The 15,888-nt window shown below is 71.0% G+C and carries 15 protein-coding genes; 6 read left to right on the top strand and 9 right to left on the bottom strand.

Annotated elements, in window-relative coordinates; translation table 11 throughout:
• Positions 1–137 precede the first annotated feature (137 nt).
• Positions 138–2,180, top strand: coding sequence for a PilZ domain-containing protein (locus tag KRR26_RS16335; RefSeq protein ID WP_217080266.1), 2,043 nt, complete (start codon positions 138–140; stop codon positions 2,178–2,180).
• A gap of 6 nt (positions 2,181–2,186) precedes the next feature.
• Here the strand turns inward: KRR26_RS16335 and KRR26_RS16330 are convergent, their stop codons facing one another.
• Complete coding sequence (locus KRR26_RS16330) at positions 2,187–3,161, bottom strand: NYN domain-containing protein (RefSeq protein ID WP_217080265.1); 975 nt, start codon at positions 3,159–3,161, stop codon at positions 2,187–2,189.
• A gap of 290 nt (positions 3,162–3,451) precedes the next feature.
• Here KRR26_RS16330 and KRR26_RS16325 point away from each other — a divergent pair, with 290 nt between their 5' ends.
• Positions 3,452–3,919: a hypothetical protein gene (locus tag KRR26_RS16325; RefSeq protein ID WP_233577013.1), complete on the top strand. Its 468-nt coding sequence runs from the start codon at positions 3,452–3,454 to the stop codon at positions 3,917–3,919.
• A gap of 6 nt (positions 3,920–3,925) precedes the next feature.
• On the opposite strand, the gene KRR26_RS16320 is transcribed toward KRR26_RS16325, so the two are convergent.
• From KRR26_RS16320 to KRR26_RS16300, 5 genes are all read right to left on the bottom strand, one after another.
• The gene (locus tag KRR26_RS16320; protein ID WP_217080264.1) at positions 3,926–4,942 is read right to left on the bottom strand and encodes an ABC transporter substrate-binding protein; all 1,017 of its coding nucleotides are present in this window, start codon (positions 4,940–4,942) and stop codon (positions 3,926–3,928) included.
• Positions 4,943–5,008: 66 nt separating this feature from the next.
• Entirely contained in the window at positions 5,009–5,770 is a 762-nt protein-coding gene (locus KRR26_RS16315) for an ABC transporter permease (protein ID WP_120206623.1), read from the bottom strand.
• Between the two features lie 5 nt (positions 5,771–5,775).
• The gene (locus tag KRR26_RS16310) at positions 5,776–6,684 is read right to left on the bottom strand and encodes an ABC transporter ATP-binding protein (RefSeq protein WP_120206624.1); all 909 of its coding nucleotides are present in this window, start codon (positions 6,682–6,684) and stop codon (positions 5,776–5,778) included.
• Positions 6,685–6,730: 46 nt separating this feature from the next.
• Positions 6,731–7,894 (bottom strand): 50S ribosomal protein L11 methyltransferase, encoded by a 1,164-nt coding sequence (locus KRR26_RS16305; RefSeq protein WP_120206625.1) that lies wholly within the window; start codon positions 7,892–7,894, stop codon positions 6,731–6,733.
• A 51-nt stretch (positions 7,895–7,945) separates the two neighbouring features.
• A complete protein-coding gene (locus KRR26_RS16300; RefSeq protein ID WP_120206626.1) occupies positions 7,946–8,515 on the bottom strand; it encodes a hypothetical protein in 570 nt (189 codons plus the stop codon).
• A 175-nt stretch (positions 8,516–8,690) separates the two neighbouring features.
• Between KRR26_RS16300 and KRR26_RS16295 the strand changes: the two genes are divergently transcribed.
• Complete coding sequence (locus KRR26_RS16295) at positions 8,691–9,788, top strand: glucose 1-dehydrogenase (RefSeq protein ID WP_120206627.1); 1,098 nt, start codon at positions 8,691–8,693, stop codon at positions 9,786–9,788.
• The gene (locus KRR26_RS16290; RefSeq protein ID WP_328707152.1) at positions 9,785–11,641 is read left to right on the top strand and encodes a glycoside hydrolase family 15 protein; all 1,857 of its coding nucleotides are present in this window, start codon (positions 9,785–9,787) and stop codon (positions 11,639–11,641) included. The genes KRR26_RS16295 and KRR26_RS16290 overlap by 4 nt, the downstream gene beginning before the upstream one ends.
• Before the next feature lie 12 nt (positions 11,642–11,653).
• Here KRR26_RS16290 and KRR26_RS16285 read toward each other — a convergent pair whose 3' ends face one another.
• Positions 11,654–12,547, bottom strand: coding sequence for a LysR family transcriptional regulator (locus tag KRR26_RS16285; protein WP_158611489.1), 894 nt, complete (start codon positions 12,545–12,547; stop codon positions 11,654–11,656).
• Between the two features lie 137 nt (positions 12,548–12,684).
• Here KRR26_RS16285 and KRR26_RS16280 point away from each other — a divergent pair, with 137 nt between their 5' ends.
• Positions 12,685–13,401: an SDR family oxidoreductase gene (locus KRR26_RS16280; protein WP_217080263.1), complete on the top strand. Its 717-nt coding sequence runs from the start codon at positions 12,685–12,687 to the stop codon at positions 13,399–13,401.
• Positions 13,402–13,470: 69 nt separating this feature from the next.
• On the opposite strand, the gene KRR26_RS16275 is transcribed toward KRR26_RS16280, so the two are convergent.
• Together KRR26_RS16275 and KRR26_RS16270 are read right to left on the bottom strand one after the other, a co-directional pair.
• Complete coding sequence (locus KRR26_RS16275; protein WP_217080262.1) at positions 13,471–14,226, bottom strand: DUF5953 family protein; 756 nt, start codon at positions 14,224–14,226, stop codon at positions 13,471–13,473.
• Entirely contained in the window at positions 14,223–14,954 is a 732-nt protein-coding gene (locus KRR26_RS16270) for a DUF6310 domain-containing protein (protein WP_328707151.1), read from the bottom strand. The genes KRR26_RS16275 and KRR26_RS16270 overlap by 4 nt, the downstream gene beginning before the upstream one ends.
• Before the next feature lie 383 nt (positions 14,955–15,337).
• On the opposite strand from KRR26_RS16270, the gene KRR26_RS16265 reads away from it, so the two are divergent.
• On the top strand, positions 15,338–15,859 hold the full coding sequence (locus KRR26_RS16265) for a YkgJ family cysteine cluster protein (protein WP_158611490.1): 522 nt from the start codon (positions 15,338–15,340) through the stop codon (positions 15,857–15,859).
• Positions 15,860–15,888: the final 29 nt, after the last annotated feature.

Here is a 15,888-nt window from a genome sequence, read left to right as displayed (position 1 = left end):
TACGCAGGTCTCAATGCAGTCGTGGTGAATCGTGTCCACTCTGTGTGAACTTGTGTTCCCTGGAGTGCCTGAAACCGGGGAAAAGAATCCTTCCGCCATGAAGTCTTAAGAGTCACCACGCACCCCACGGAGCCCCCATGCACGTCGACACGTTGGACGGGATGCCCAGCCGCGAATCCCTCCTCGGTTACCGGGTCGGGACGGAACTCAACGCAGTGGCGTCGTTCGGCGGGGGGGACTCGCCCGGGCGTCTGGTGCAGCTCTCACTGGAGCACCTGACGCTCCGGCTGGAGTCCCGTGCGGTGCCACGTCCGGGACAGCCGGCCTCCGTGGTGGTGGGCCATGGCGAGCGGTGGGCCACGCTGCTGGAGGCGGAGGTGATGGGCGTACACGATGCGCGGCCGGAGGTGAGCCTGCGCTTCGTGGCCCCTCCGCTGGATGCGGGGCGGCGCATCGTGGGGGTGCTGGAGTCGCTGCGGGACCATGGGCTCCTGCTGACGCCCGAGACGCGGCCCGTGTGGCGCGAGCGAATCGACCGGGCGGACCGCGTGGCGCGCATCTGTGAGGCCCTGGCGGCGCGGCAGGCGCGCGGCGTGGCGCGCACGGAAGACGGCCACCGCGTGGACATCACCGCGGCCGCGTTCGACGCGCTGGACGGGAAGATCCTCTGGCGCTTCCACGGCGAGGTGCCGCGCCGGTCCTTCTCGCTGGAGGTGTTTGGCTACAGCAGCGTGGTGCACATGCCGGTGCGCGAGTGGCGCGAGGAGAGCGGGCTGGTGGTGATGCCCACGCCCAAGGAACTGGTGCGCTTTCGCCACCGCTGGCTGAGGCGCACGCTGGCCAGTCCCACGTGCGTGCTGGGCTTCGACCATCCGCTCTGGCCGCAGGTGCACGTGCGCCGCGCGCTGCTGGATGTCTCGTATGAGGGCCTGTCCTTCCTCACCGAGCCGGGCGAGGACTTGATGTACCCGGGGCTGAAGCTGCCGGTGGTGGAGGTGTCGCTGGATGGTCGCGCGCCGGTGCGGCTGCGCGCGGAGGTGCGCAACATCTCCAGCATGGCGTCCGGCAGGCGGTGCGGCTTGTCCGTGCGGCCCCTGGACAACGAGGGCGCGCGGGCGTGGCGGGCGCTGGTGGAGGTGCAGATGCACCCGAGCACGGAGGCGGCGGGCGACTGGAACTCCGCCACGTGGAAGCTGTTCGAGCACTCGGGTTACTTCCGGCTGCCGGGCAAACAGCCCTCGGACTTCGTGGGGCTGCGCGAGAAGTTCAGCGAGACGCAGGACAAGCTCGCCGAGCGGCCCGACCTGGGCTACCGCGTGGTGAGGCCCGCGGAGGCCGGCGTGGCCGAGGCGACGCTCTCCGTGGTGAAGCCGTACGCGGGAAGCTGGATGGCGCACCAGCTCGCGCGGCATCCCCCCGCGGGCCTGCGCACCACCGCGCGCGAGGCGCTGCGCGACATCTACCTGCGCGGCTACGAGCCCACGCAGGTGGACCCGGAGGTGAAGTGGTTCTTCGCCTTCTGCGAGGCGAACGTGCGCTGGGTGCGCTACACGAAGTTCGAGTTCGCCACGTGGTACCAGCAGACGGGCCAGACGTGCCTGGTGCCCTTCCGGCTGATGGAGGCCGAGGTGAACGCGGCCTGGGTGGTGCCGGTGGGAATCGACGTGGGCGCGCCCACCGAGGAGGAGCGCGCGCGCTTCTTCGAGCACGTGGCCAGCACGCGGCCCGAGGCGTACCGCGAGGCCCTGGACCTGGTGCCGGAGCGCTTCGACCTGGAGGTCACCCGGCGCGACTGGGACAACGCGGGCCTGGGGCGCGAGCGGGAGCTGATGGTGGCGCGGCACGCGGGGCGGCCCGTGGCGCTGGCCGTGGTGGAGACGGCGCAGCCCGGCCTCAACCTCTTCAACGTGCTGGACGGCGTGCGGCTGGTGTCCCTGGAGGACGACGCGCTGCCGGAGGTCCAGGACGCGTTCATGGCCCTGCTGTCCCGCGCGGCGGACTGGTACCGCGCGCGGGGCCGCAAGGTGTTCGTCCACTATGTGGAGGCCGAGTGCGTGGAGTACGTGGAGCGCGCGGCGCTCGCGGACCTGGGCGAGGGCAAGCTGTGGGTGATGTCCGCGCGCCTGCTGCCCGAGTTCCTCGAGCACCTGTTCGAGTCCACCACCCCGCGCGCGGGCTGACGCGGACTACAGGCCCTCGTCGTCGGGATCCGGATAGGACTCCAGCTCGTCGTCGGGCTCATCCTGGGGCACGGCGCGCGCGGGGGCGCCTCGGGTCTTGCCGGACTGCGCGGGCGCCACGTCCGTGTCGGGCCCCACCACGTACCACTGGCGGCCCTGCTGGATGCGGCGCAACAGGCCCTCCTGCTCCATGGCGGCCAACAGGCGCGTGAAGGTGGAGAAGCCGTGGTCGCGCTCGTCGAAGTCCGGCTCCTTGCGGACGATGGCTTCCTTGATGAGCGAGGGATTGAGCGAGCCCGTCGCGCGGGCCAGCAGGCTCTGCACCACCTCGCGAGCGATGGCGGGCACCTCGGACTTCGAGCGGCTCGCGCTGCCCTGCGCGGCCTCGGCCTTGCCGTTGCCCTTGGCCTCGTGGCCGTGACGGCCGCGCTTGCCCTTCTCGCCGCGCTCCTCGGCGTGCCGGCCTCCGCCCTTCTCTTTCTCCTTCTCCTTCTCCTTCTCCTTGTCGCCGCGGCTCTGCTTGGGGCGCAGGTAGATGAACTCGTCGCACGCGCTGACGAAGAGCCGGGAGCTGGACTCCTTCACCGCGAGCCCGATGACGGTGCGGCCGTTCTCGCGCAGCTTGTACGCGAGCGGGCAGAAGTCGCTGTCACCGGAGGCGATGACGAAGGTGTCGATCTGCTCGCGCGCGTAGCACAGCTCCAGCGCGTCGATGACCAGGCGCATGTCCGCGCCGTTCTTCCCGGCGCGCGTGGAGGGAGGCACGTCCACCAACTCGACGCCCACGTCGTGCAGCCGCGCCTTGGCCTCGGAGAAGCGGGACCAGTCGCAGTAGGCGCGACGGAAGACGACCTTCCCCTTCTCCAGCAGCCGGTCGAGCGAGGGCTGCAGGTCGAAGCTGCCCGCGCTGATGCCGGTGTTGGTGACGAGGTTTTCGAAGTCGAGGAATAGCGCGATGCGGTGCTCGGTGCGTCCGTCCAAAGGGGGCCTCGATGCCGTGATGCCGCGCGGGGGCGGCGAAATTGAGGAGGCCCGGGGAATGCGTCGGCGGTGGCCGGGCTCGCGCGGCCCACCCTACTGCGTTCCGATGCGCGCGGGCGCTCTCTCTTCCTTCTCTCTTCGCAAGATGACGTCCCTGATGAACAGCCGCGTGCCACGCTTTCCGTCCGGGATTCGCACGAGCGCCTGGACGGGGTCGTGCTTTCGGACCGGGCCTAGCTTTGGCGTGAAGTGAGACGGGGTGACGAACCCCCCTGACGCCGGAGCGTGTGATGACGACCCGCAGAATTTCCCGACGATGGCGCAAGGTGGCCCTGGCCGCGCCCTCGCTGTCGCTGTTGATGCTTCCCCTGGCCGCGGGAGCCCATGACCCCATCTCCTCCACGCAGCGCGGAATGACCAACGAGTCCGGCAACGACAACGTGGGCGAGGCCCCCAGCAACCGCGCGGGCGCGATTCCCGAGGTGGACTTCGGGCCCACCAGTGGGGCGGGGATCCACTCGCGCCCCATCCGCCCGGACGAGGCGCGCATGAAGCGCATCTCCGGGCGCGTGGTGGACCAGCAGGGCCAGACGCTCTTCGTGGACCGCGAGGGCGTGGTGGTTCCGCTGGACCTCAGCGCGCTGCAGATGAAGAAGCAGCCGGACAAGGGACAGGAGGTGGTGGCCGTCTACCAGGTGGAGAACAAGACGGACAACGTGGCCCTCTCCCTGGCGGGTGAGGTGCAGAACTCCCGGTGAGCAGGCTCAAGGCTTCGCCGCGCCACGCACCTCGTCAAGCAGGCTCAGGTCCACCAGCCCCTCGATGTCATCGCTGGGAATGAAGCCCAGCTCGTGGGCGTGGCGCGCGGACTCCTTCAGCGCCGAAGGCACCGGGTCCAGGCTGGGCTGGAGCCGGGAGAAGGCATTCTGCAGCACGGGCGTCGCCAGCGGCTTGTGGGTGATGCGACCGAAGGCCGAGTTGACGGAGATGGCGAACGCGGTGGGGTTCGCCTTCCAGCGCTCGGTCAGCTGCACGTGCGCGCGAACGAGCGCGAGCAGCCGCGGGCGCTGCGTCTCCATCATCTTGCGCGTCGTCACCAGCACGGTGGTGGGGAAGCGCCCGTCGGGCCACAGGTCCTTCTCGTTCACCAGGATGTGGCCCCCTCCCTCGGCCAGCATGCGCGCGCCCCAGGGCTCCGGCACCCACGCGCCCTCGATGGCGCCGCGCAGGTACTGGCCCAGGATGTCCGCGTTGCTGATGGGCACCACCTGCACGTCGCCGCCCTGGTCCGCGGAGATGCTCAGCCCCTGGGCCTTCAGCCAATGCCTCAGCGCGATGTCCTGCGTGTTGCCGAGCTGCGGAGTGGCCAGCTTCTTGCCCTTCAGCTCGGCGGGCGTCCGGACGGACTTCACCACCAGCACCGCGCCGCCGTTCACCGCGCCCGCGATGATGCGCAGGTCCTTGCCCGCCTTGAGGTACGTGTTGATGGCGGGACCGGGCCCCACGTACGAGACGTCCAGCGAGCCGCCCACCAGCGCCTCCATGGCGGCGGGGCCCGCGTTGAACTGCATCACCTCCAGCCGGCCCACGCCCGGCTGCGCGGCGAAGACGCCCTCGGCGTCCCCCACCAACGCCTGACCGTGGGTGATGTTGGGGAAGAAGCCCAGGCGCAGCGGCGAGTCGGCGCCGGACGGGGATGACTCGCGCTTGCAGCCCGCGAGTGACACCACGGCGAGGCACAACAGGAGCAGCGGGCGCGAAGAGGAGCGAAGCAGGCGCATACGCCGCCAACGTGGCGATGGGCTCGGGTTGTTTTCAACGCCCGCCGCACCCGAGCGTTGGGCGGCTCACACCGTGGCGGTGAGGCCCCAGCGCCGCCGCAGCCGCGTCTCCACTGTCTGGAAGAGGACGCGGTCCACCGCGATGCCAATGACGATGATGGCCACCATGACCGCCATCACCTGCGGCACGTCCATCAGCTCGCGGCCCATGGTGAGCAGCTGGCCCAGGCCGCCCGAGACGAAGAGCAGCTCGCCCGCGAGGAGCGCGCGCCACGCGAAGCTCCAGCCGAGCTTGAGGCCCGTGACGATGCCGGGCAGCGCGCCGGGCAGCAGCACGCCGAAGTAGAAGCGCGGGCCGCGCACGCCCAACGTGCTGGCCACGCGCGCCAGCTGCGGATCCAACCCGTTGACCGCGTCCTCCGTGGCGATGGCGATGCTCAGCACGCTGCCCATCACCACCACGAAGAGGATGGCCGCGTCCGTCAGCCCGAACCACAAGAGCGCCAGCGGCAGCCAGCAGATGGAGGGCAGGGCCTGCAGCCCCATCACCACGGGCTTCACCGCGTTGCGGAAGAACGCCACCCGCGCGGTGAGCAGCCCCAGGGGAACGCCAATGGACACGGACAGGAGATACGCGCGGCTCAACCGCCCCAGCGAGCGCAGCGTGGCCGAGCCCAGCCGTCCATCCTTGGCCATGGCCACCAGGCTCTCCGCGACCTTCATGGGGCCGGGGAAGAGGTGGGGCGACCAGATGCCCGAGCGCGACAGGCCCTCCCAGAGGGCCAGCAGCAGCGCCACCATGCCCAGCTTCTGTGCCCATTTCTTCATGGCGCTCACCTTGACGGGAGGGGACTGGGGCGCAGCAGCCCGCGCGCGGGCAGGGCGCGGCGGGGCGGGGGCGTGGGGTGCTCGGAGTCAGGGACCTCGAAGTGGCGAAGGAGCCGGCGGACGTGGCGCGCCATCTCCGTCAGCCGGGCGTCCTCCATCGAACGAGGCATGGGCAGGTGCACCTCCAGGTCGCGAACCACGCGCCCCGGCCGAGGCGCCATCAGCACCACGCGCGTGCCCAGCATCAGCGCCTCCTGCACGTCGTGGGTGACGAAGACGATGGTCTTCGCGGTGCGCATCCAGATGGATTGCAGCAGCTCCTGCATGTGCACGCGCGTCTGGGCGTCGAGCGAGCCGAAGGGCTCGTCCATCAGGAGCACGGCGGGGTCCACCGCGAGCGCGCGGGCCAGGCTGGCGCGCATCTTCATGCCGCCGGAGAGCTGGTGCGGCAGCGAGTCCTCGAAGCCGGTGAGCTGCACGCGGCGGATGAAGGTGTCCGCGCGGGCGCGGCGCTCGTCGCGCGGGATGCCTCGCGCGGCCAGGGCGAAGGTGATGTTGCCGCGCACGGTGAGCCAGGGGAACAGCGCCGCCTCCTGGAACATGAGCAGGCGGTCCGGCCCGGGGCCGTGGATGCGCTTCCCGTCGATGGAGACGGTGCCGCCGGTGGGCTCCACGTGGCCCGCCAGGGCGAAGAGCAGCGTGGACTTCCCGCAGCCCGAGGGGCCGAGCAGGCAGACGAACTCGCCGGTCCGGACGTTGAGGTTCACGTCGTGGAGCGCCACCACCTTGTTGGCGTAGCGATGACCGAGCTGGGCAATGGAAATCTTGGCGCGACCGGGGTCCACGTGCGCCGGCTGGAGCAGACGCAGCGAACTCCGCCATTTCTTCCAGCGGGCGAGCAGGGCGCGGACCATCGGGTTCAAGCTGGGCACGCCCCACCGCGCTGTCACGCGGGGGCGGTCAGCCGGGCGGGCGGCGCCGCGTTGGCTCGGGCACCAGGCGGTAGAGCGTGGTGACCTCGCGCGAGCGCGCGGCGTGCAGCGGGTCCTCGCGGTCCTTCGCCTTGCCGTGGCGCGCCGGGGTGGAGTGGCTCGCCTTCACCACCAGCCCACACCGCGCGAACTCCTCGGCGAGCCAGCCGGGCGGGCGCAGGCCGAGCAGCACGGCGAGGTCCGACAGCAGGAGCAGCCCCTCGCCGCCGGGCGCGAGCGCGTCCGGGAGCCCCTCCAGGAAGCGCCGGAGGAACTGGCTGTCCTCGTCGAAGACGGCGCGGTCCACCCGGTTCTTGGGCGGCTCGGGGATCCACGGAGGGTTGCACACCACCCGGTCCGCCTGACCGGGAGGGAAGAGGTCGGCCTGGGCCACCTGGAAGCGCTGGGCGAGCCCCAGGCGCTCCGCGTTCTCGCGGGCGCAGGCCACCGCGCGGCTGTCGCAGTCCGTGGCCACGGCGGAGGCCGCGCCGCGCTGGAGCAGCAGGAGGGAGAGGACGCCCGTGCCGGTGCCCACGTCGAACACACGCAGCCCCTTCGGCGCGGGCAGCGCGAGCAGCAACTCCACGTAGTCGGTGCGCGTGGGCAGGTAGACGCCGTAGTGCGGGTGCAGCAGACCGGAGAGCCCGGGCACGGCCAGTCCCTTGCGGCGCCACTCCGCCGCGCCGAGCATGCCCAACAGCTGCTTGAGGGGGACGACGGTGGTGTCCGTCTCGGGCTCGCCCCAGACCTGACGGCACGCGCTCGCCACGTCCGGCGCGCGAGCGAGGGCGAGGCGGTAGCCGCGGTCGAGCGCGACGACGATGCGGGAGAGCGTGTCGTGCTCGAGCTGGCGCGCCCTGCGCTCCGCGCGGAAGGCCTCCAGCGGGGTGCGCGCGGCAGGCGGCTGAGGGAGGCGGCGCCCCAGCGCGCCGAGGAGCTGCCGGGCGTTGTGGAAGTCCCCCTGGTACAGGAGGAACTCGCCGCGCCGCACCCGCTTGAGCGCCGTGTCCGCGCGCAGGCGGTCATCCACCGGGGCCAGCCGGGTGGGCGCGGGCTCCTCGCTCTCCGAGCGCCAGGTGAACGCGGCGCCAGCGCGCGGCTCGGAGGGCGGCGCTGCGGCCGGAGTCGGAGGGGCGGGGTGGGGAGCGGACATGGCCACGGGGTAGCACGGGGACGTGGCGCGCGTCGCGGTCCACCCCGAGACTCAGGGCGCTCGGGCCTCCGCGCGCCGATGGGCGCGGGTGCGCGCGAGCAACCAACCACAGACGCCCAGCAGCACCAGCCCCACGCCCGTGAAGGCGCCGCCCACGCGCAGGTTGGGGCGGCGGTCATCGCGCACGATTCCCTCGGCCGAGGGCGTGGGCGAGGCGAGGTACGCGCGCGCCGCGTCCACGAACCGCAGCGCCTCGGCCTCATCCTCCAGCCACTGCGAGGCCAGCGGCTGGGGGCCGGAGGTGGTCTCCAACACGGGGCGGAAGATGGGCTGACGGGCGCGGCGAGCGCTGCGCGTCCGGTCCAGCTTCACGCCTTGGAGGGCCTCGCGCGGATAGCGCCCCACCTCCTCGCGGGTGAGCCAGCCGGCGCGGGACAGGACGCACGGCCCCCCCGAGGGCTCGCAGCGCAGCTCCACGCGAGACTTCCCATCCATCAGCCACAGGCCCAGCACCAGGAAGGGCAGGGCGAGCAGCAGGAAGGCCCCCGCGCCAATGGCCGTGGCGCGGCTGGGTCGCGAGGGTGTGTACGACGGCGAGCGGGCGGGGACCGAGGGACTCACGGGCCTGTCTATAGACCCGAGCGCGGGGCGACGGCAGCGCTTTTGGCGTTGACCCCTGGGCACCCGCGCGCGCGAGCGTGTTCACCACCGGGCCCTCGGCCCGCGGGGGCGGTGCATGCGCTGGGGGCTTCGGGCATCGACTGGGCCCTTTCACACGCCTGCCCGGAGTCCGTGGATGAAGGCCGTCGCCATCGCCTACCCCTCGCGCGAGGTTCGCGTCATCGATGCTCCGGAGCCTCGGCTCCACTCCCCCACCGAGGTCCGCGTGCGCACGCTGGAGGTGGGCGTGTGCGGCACCGACAAGGACATCCTCCAAGGGCTGCACGGCGCGCCGCCCCCGGGCGAGAGCCACCTCGTGCTGGGGCATGAGTGCCTGGGGCAGGTGGTGGAGGTGGGTGCGCACGTGCGCGACTTCCGCCCCGGGGACCTGGTGGTGCCTCGGGTGCGCCGGCCGTGTCCGCACGCGCACTGCCCCGCGTGTTGCTACGAGCACCCGGACTTCTGCGTCACCGGCGACTACACCGAGCGCGGCATCCAAGGCGCGCACGGCTTCTGCGCCGAGTTCTTCGTCGAGGACATGATGTACCTGCACCGCGCCGAGGACTCGCTGCGCGACGTGGCGGTGCTCACCGAGCCGCTCACCATCGCGGAGAAGGCCCTGCGCGAGGCGGCGCGCATCCAGGCGCGGCTGCCCTACAAGCAGGCGCCTGGGAACGCGGTGGTGCTGGGGGCGGGGCCGGTGGGGCAGCTCGGCGCGATGGCGCTGATGGGCCTGGGCTACGCGACCACGGTGTACTCGCGCAGCCCGCCGCCCAACGTGAAGGCCTCGGCGGCCGAGGCAGTGGGCGCCCCGTACCTCTCCTCCCAGCAGGTCACGGTGGAGGAGCTCAAGGCGAAGGCGGGGCCCGTGGACGTGATCTACGAGGCCACGGGCTCCAGCACCGTGGCCTTCGACACGCTGCGCGCCCTGGGGCCCAACGGCGTGCTCATCTTCACGGGCGTGCCTGGCCGCAAGGAGCACCTGCACCTGGCGGGCGAGGAGGTGCTGCGTCAGCTCGTGCTGTGGAACCAGGTGGTGCTGGGCACGGTGAACGCCGGCAGTGAGGACTTCACGCGCGCGCTGGAGAACCTGGAGCGCTTCCGTGCCCGGTGGCCAGGCGGGCTGGAGCGGCTCATCACCGCGCGGCACCCACCGGAAGCATTCTCCCAGGTGGTGGAGGGACGGCTGGGCGGCATCAAGCACGTCATCTCCTTCCAGGAGGCCGCGCGGTGAGTCCCACGGACGGAGGGCGGGCACGCAAGTCGGTGCCCATCGAGAATCACGGCATCATCGGAGACCTGCGGACGGTGGCGCTGGTGGGGACCGAGGGCACCATCGACTGGTTGTGCTTCCCCCACTTCGACAGTCCCAGCCTCTTCGCGGCGCTGTTGGATCCGGAGCGAGGCGGATACTGGCGCATCGCCCCCGCGCCGGACGGCGTGCACAACAAGCAGTTCTATTGGCCCGACACGAACGTGCTGGTGACGCGCTTCTACTCGCCGGACGGCGTGGCGGAGACCATCGACTTCATGCCCATGGGCAGCAGCGCGGAGGACGAGGGCCGCGTGGTGCTCCGGCGCGTGCGCGTGGTGCGCGGCGAGATGTCCTTCGCGATGGAGTGCTTCCCCGCGTTCAACTACGGCCGCACGGCGCACCAGACGCAGCTCATCCCCGGCGGGGCCACCTTCGTGTCGGACGCGCTGCGGATGACGCTCACGGGCTCCGTGCCCATGGCGCGCGAGGGCGACGGGTTGGTGGCGCGCTTCGTCTTGAAGGCGAACCAGTCCGCGGTCTTCACCTTGCGCGAGGGGGCCTCCGCGTCCTGCGAGCACCAGGTGCATGACCACGAGTCCTCCGAGCATCTCTTCCGCGACACGGTGCTCTACTGGCGGCACTGGCTCGCGGGCTGTCAGTACACGGGGCGCTGGCGCGAGACGGTGCAGCGCTCGGCGCTGGCGCTGAAGCTGATGACGTACGCGCCCTCGGGGGCCATCGTGGCCGCGCCCACGTGCAGCCTCCCCGAGTTCCCCGGCGGCACGCGCAACTGGGACTACCGCTTCTGCTGGCTGCGCGACGCGGCCTTCACCATCTACGCGTTCATCCGCATCGGCTTCCGGCAGGAGGCCGCCGCCTTCATGCACTGGGTGGAGTCTCGCTGCGCGGAGCACGGGGACGGGCCGCTGCCGCTGATGTTCGCCGTGAATGGCAGCCAGGTGCCGGACGAGGAGGAGCTGTCTCATCTGTGCGGCTACGGCGGCGCGCAGCCCGTGCGCATCGGCAACGCGGCGGCGGATCAACTCCAGCTCGACATCTACGGCGAGCTGATGGACTCGGTGTACCTCTCCAACAAGTACGCCGCGCCCATCTCGTATGACTTCTGGAGGCACCTGCGGCGGCTGGTGGATTGGGTGTGTGACCACTGGCAGCAGCCGGACGAGGGCATCTGGGAGGTGCGCGGCGGGCGGCGGCACTTCGTGTACTCGAAGCTGATGTGCTGGGTGGCGGTGGACCGGGCCATCCGCCTGGCGGACAAGCGCAGCTTCCCCGCGCCTCGGCCGCGCTGGCTGGCCGTGCGCGACGCCATCTTCGAGGACATCATGGCCAACGGCTGGAGCTCGAGTCGCCAGGCCTTCATCCAGGCGTACGGCCGGGACTCGCTGGACGCGGCGAACCTGCTCATGCCGCTCGTGTTCTTCTCCTCGCCGGTGGACCCTCGGATGATCTCCACGCTGGATGCCATGCGCCGCCCGCCGTCCGAGGGCGGCTTGGTGTCGGACGGTCTGGTGTACCGCTACGACGTGGACGCGACGTTGGATGGGATTGCCGGTCGCGAGGGCACCTTCAACCTCTGCAGCTTCTGGTTGGTGGAGGCGATGACGCGCGCGAGCGTGGCGCGGCCGGACCTGCTGGAAGAGGCGCGGCTCACCTTCGAGCGGATGCTCGGCTATGCCAACCACGTGGGGCTGTACGCCGAGCAGACGGGCCCGTCAGGCGAGGCGCTCGGCAACTTCCCGCAGGCGCTGACGCACCTGTCGCTCATCAGCGCGGCGTACAACCTCGATCGCACGCTGGGCCGGCGAGACTGACGCCGCGCGCGCTCAGGCGGCGCGGTCCCAGGGCTCCTCGCGCACGGTGCGCAGGAACGCGGCGGCGGCGGGGGACAACCGCCGTCCGCTCCACGCGAACCAGATGCCCGCGGCCGCCAGCGACGGCCAGGGCAGGGGCACCAATTCGCCGCGGGACACCTCGTCGCTCACCGCGACGTGGGGCAGCACGGCGAGCCCCATGCCCGAGGCCACGCACCGCGCGACGGCGGTGACGCTGCCCATCTCCGCGACCACGGCGGGCTTCCCCTCCACCTCGGTCCAGGCGCGCTCGAAGAGGTCGCGGTAGGCGCAGCCCTGCTCGGTGGAGATGAAGGGCCAGGGCCGCAGGTCGTCCGCGAGCACGCGGTCGCGCTGGGTGAGCGCGTGGCCGGGCGGGGCCACGAGGCACAGGGGCTCGGTGGCGAGCTGCTCGCAGTGGACCGCGATGCCCGAGGGCACCTCGCCCAGGAAGATGCCCAGGTCTATCTCCTGGCCGCGCAGGCCCTGGAGGATCTCGGCGCGGCCCTTGGGGCTGACCACCAGGCGGACGCGCGGGTGGTGGGCGTGGAAGGCGGTGAGCAGCCCGGGCAGGCGCCGGGCGCAGAGGGTCTCCGGGGCCCAGATGGTCAGCGTCCCCGAGAGCTCGGAGTCGTGCTCCTGGAGCGCGGTGCGCGCCTCCTCGGCGAGCGCCAGCATCTGGTCCGCGTAGGACAGCAGGCGGGCGCCGGCCTCGGTGAGGCGCAGCACGCGGCCGGTCCGGTCGAACAGGGCCACGTCCAGGTCGGACTCCAGTCCTTGAATCTGCTCGGTGATGCTGGACTGGGCGTAGTGGAGTTGCTCGGCCGCGCGGCGGAAGTTGAGCGTGCGAGCGACGGTGCGGAACGTCTCCAACTGTCTGAGCTTCACGACCCTTCCTTCGGAAACGCCGATGGGGGTGAACGGAACTTCCCGTTTCCGGCGCACACGCGCGCCATGGAACGGTGCCCGCATCTATCAGGCCCGCGCGGAGGAGTCAGCGCGAGGCCCCAGGCGGGAGGTGGCACATGAAAGTGGTCATTGTCGGAGGCGGTTCGGGCATCGGGCTCGGGGTGGCGCGGGAGGTGCTGCGCCGAGGCGGGCAGGCGGTCATCGTGGGGCGCTCGCGGACGAAGCTGGACGCCGGGGTGGCGGAGCTGGGCGGCGAGGCGAAGGGCATTCAAGCATGCGAGGCGGACATCACGCGGGAGGAGGACGTGGAGCGCCTCTTCGCCCGCGTGGGCTCCTTCCGTCATCTGGTCACCACGGCGGCGGATGTGACGCGAGCCTACCAGCCGGTGCGCGAGCTGGACCTCGCGGGCGCGCGGAGTTTCATCGACTCGAAGTTCACGTCGTCGCTGTTGTTGGCCAAGCACGCGGTGAAGCACATCGAGGTGGGAGGCTCGTTCACGTTGACGGGCGGCATCGCGGCGCAGCGGCCCGCGCCGAGGGGCGCCTTGGTGGCGGCGGTGAACGGAGCGCTGGAGGGGCTCGCGCGGGCGCTGGCGGTGGAGCTGGCGCCCCTGCGGGTCAACCTGGTGTCGCCGGGCTGGGTGGACACGCCCATCTGGGACAAGCTCGCGGGGAGCGCGAAGGCCGAGCGGTTCGACGCCATGGCTCGGCGCCTGCCGGTGGGTCGGGTGGGGACGCCGGAGGACGTGGCGCACGCGGTGCTGTTCCTCATGGAGAACAGCTTCACCACCGGCTCCGTGTTGCACGTGGACGGCGGACACCCGCTCGTGTGAGCGGGTGAGGGTCTGCGGGGAGAGTGTTCCTCGCTGGCCGAGCATGCTCCGCGCCACGGTGCCGCGGGGTCAATGTGCCGCGCGTCCACCAATCTCCGGGAAGCGCTCATAGGTTCTCAGGAGCGCTTCCACGTGAGAGGGGTCGTTGTAATCGAGTGGCGCATCCGTGAGAGGAACCACCCACCCTCCTGATGCCGTGCGCCACGCCCGTGAATGCAGGTCCGCATCGCGGGCCGGGTCCGGGAACCCGATGGCCCGAGCGGCAGCGGCGGACCAGTAGTTCAACCACCCGAGGTAGGGCGGAATCTCGGGTGAGCGCAGATTCCGAGACACCTGGAGCATGGGGAGCCCACGGAGTGAATGCTCCAGCCCATGAGCCGAGTGGCGGAGCTGCTCCGATACTTCCGAGCCGTACCCCTCCGGTGATGCATGTCCCCAGTACGCGCGCGTGCCCTCCGCTACAGACTCCAGCACCGCCGCCGCTGAGGCGATTCCCGTCGGGTCCAGGGGCAGCTTCGCGTGGACCTCGAGCAGGGGCTGTCTGCCCGGGCTGAGGCCCGCCGGTTTGGGGAGACCCGAAATCGTCACCGGGTAGTCCGTGTCCCCATTGCACAGGAGAGGAAATCCCCCGTCCCGGGTTGATTCCGTGAGCCATGCGTCGCGTTGAGGCACCCTGGCCAGTTGGCGCCCCTGGGTGACGGTCCACTCCAGGCGCACGTCCGGGAGTGCTCGCTCCAGCCCGTGAACCATCGCGAGGGCGCGACTGTCATGGTCCCGGAGCTCTGGGCCCTGCGTGATGACCACGAGGTTCTTTCGAGTGCTCATCGCGGACACCTCGTGGCGACGACCCTGAGTTCGGGGTCTCGATCGAGCAACGCTCGCTTGTGTTCTTCGGTGCTCACGCCCACGACGAAGTCGTATCCGCAGGCAGTCGCGGCGTTGAGCTCTTCGTGCAGTTGCCTGAGTTCGTTCTCAATCTCATGGTCACGGACAAAGTCATTGTAGGTATCAAATCGATGGGTCTTGATCTCCCAGAGGGCGAGCGCCCCGACTTGTAGCGCATCGAAGCGGATGCCATTCACGAGCACGTCCATGCCGGGGTAACGGTTGGGTGGAAACGTGTCTGCACATGCATTGTGCGAGGCATCGTTGCCCGCGTGTGGCACTGGCACAGGCGTGCACTCAGGAAGACGCTCGCGCTCCCGTGGCTCGGTGGGTACCGGAGGGAGCCAGTCTTGTCCTGAGGGCTTCGGCTTGGGTGTTTGACCTGGGGAGGTCGCTTGCCGGGCGGACAGCCGCTGAGGCGCGGCCGCTGTCTCCGCGGTGGTGCCCGCTCGCAGCGCGTGCGCATCGAGCGCTTCCTGGATGGCGACCCCTATCACCACCACGCCCACGACGATGACCGCGCCCGCGATGAGCTCGGGTGCAGCGAAGACACAGAGGCCGAAGCCTGGGGCCGCGGCCTCCGCCGAAGCGACCGCGCATCGTCTCGTCGGGTCATTGAAGCGGACCCGGTCATGGTCCAGGGTGTGAAAGCAGCGCTCCGCCAGCACGGGCCACGGTTGAGCCGCCTCGCGGACGACGCAGCTTCCGCCATCTGTCCAGGGCAGCCCGGCCGCGCGGCGGAGGTTGAAGACCCTCGGGTTCTGCGGCGCGCGCTCTCTTTCACTGGGCGCCGACGCCGCGCACGTCGAAAGGAAGAGCAGCAGTGCGGCGCACGTGGGGAGGCGCATGGTCATGTCCCTTCAATCCAACGAGGGCTCCGTGGGGCAGGGCCTGGAGTATGCCAGCACGAACTCCGCATACAGGACGTGGCGCGGGCCGTCATGGGCGCGACGCGTCCCCTCTACGGGAACGACCCAAGCGGCGAGGCGACGCGCATGGGTGGCTCGGCGGAGGCGGCTCCTCGCGGCGAAGCGCACTAAGCTGGGAGGCCATGAAGGATGGCCTCCTCCGCCGGGTGCTCAAGCGCATCGCTCGGGCGTGCTACGCGTTCGACCTGCGCGTCACGCGGTGGCTGCGCCGCGAGCGCGGCGGGCCTCGCTATCGGCTGGCGGGTGCCTGCAACGGCTGCGGGCGCTGCTGCGAGACGCCGGTGATTCCGGTGAGCGCGCCGGTGTTCCATGTGCGCACGCTGCGCCGGCTCGTGCTCGCGTGGCACCGGTGGGTGAACGGCTTCGAGCCCGTGGGCGAGGACCGGCGCATGCGCCTGCTCGTCTTTCGCTGCACGCACTACGACCCGGTGAGCCGCCAGTGCGACGCGTATGACAGCCGCCCCGGGATGTGCCGCGACTATCCGCGGAACCTCCTGGACTCTCCCCTGCCCGAGTTCTTCCCCGAGTGTGGTTACCGCGCGGTGCAGCGTGGCGCGGAGGGCTTCCGCGAGGCGCTGGCGCGCACGGACCTGCCGCCCGAGAAGCTCGCGGAGCTGACCCGGAAGCTGCACCTGGACGAGTGAACGGGCGCCCCGGGCTCGGAGAGTTCCTC

Source organism: Citreicoccus inhibens (assembly GCF_019039035.1).
Taxonomy (GTDB): Bacteria; Myxococcota; Myxococcia; order Myxococcales; family Myxococcaceae; genus Citreicoccus; species Citreicoccus inhibens.
Note: the sequence above shows the minus strand (reverse complement) of the source record. Positions and strands in the feature narration are given on the sequence as shown.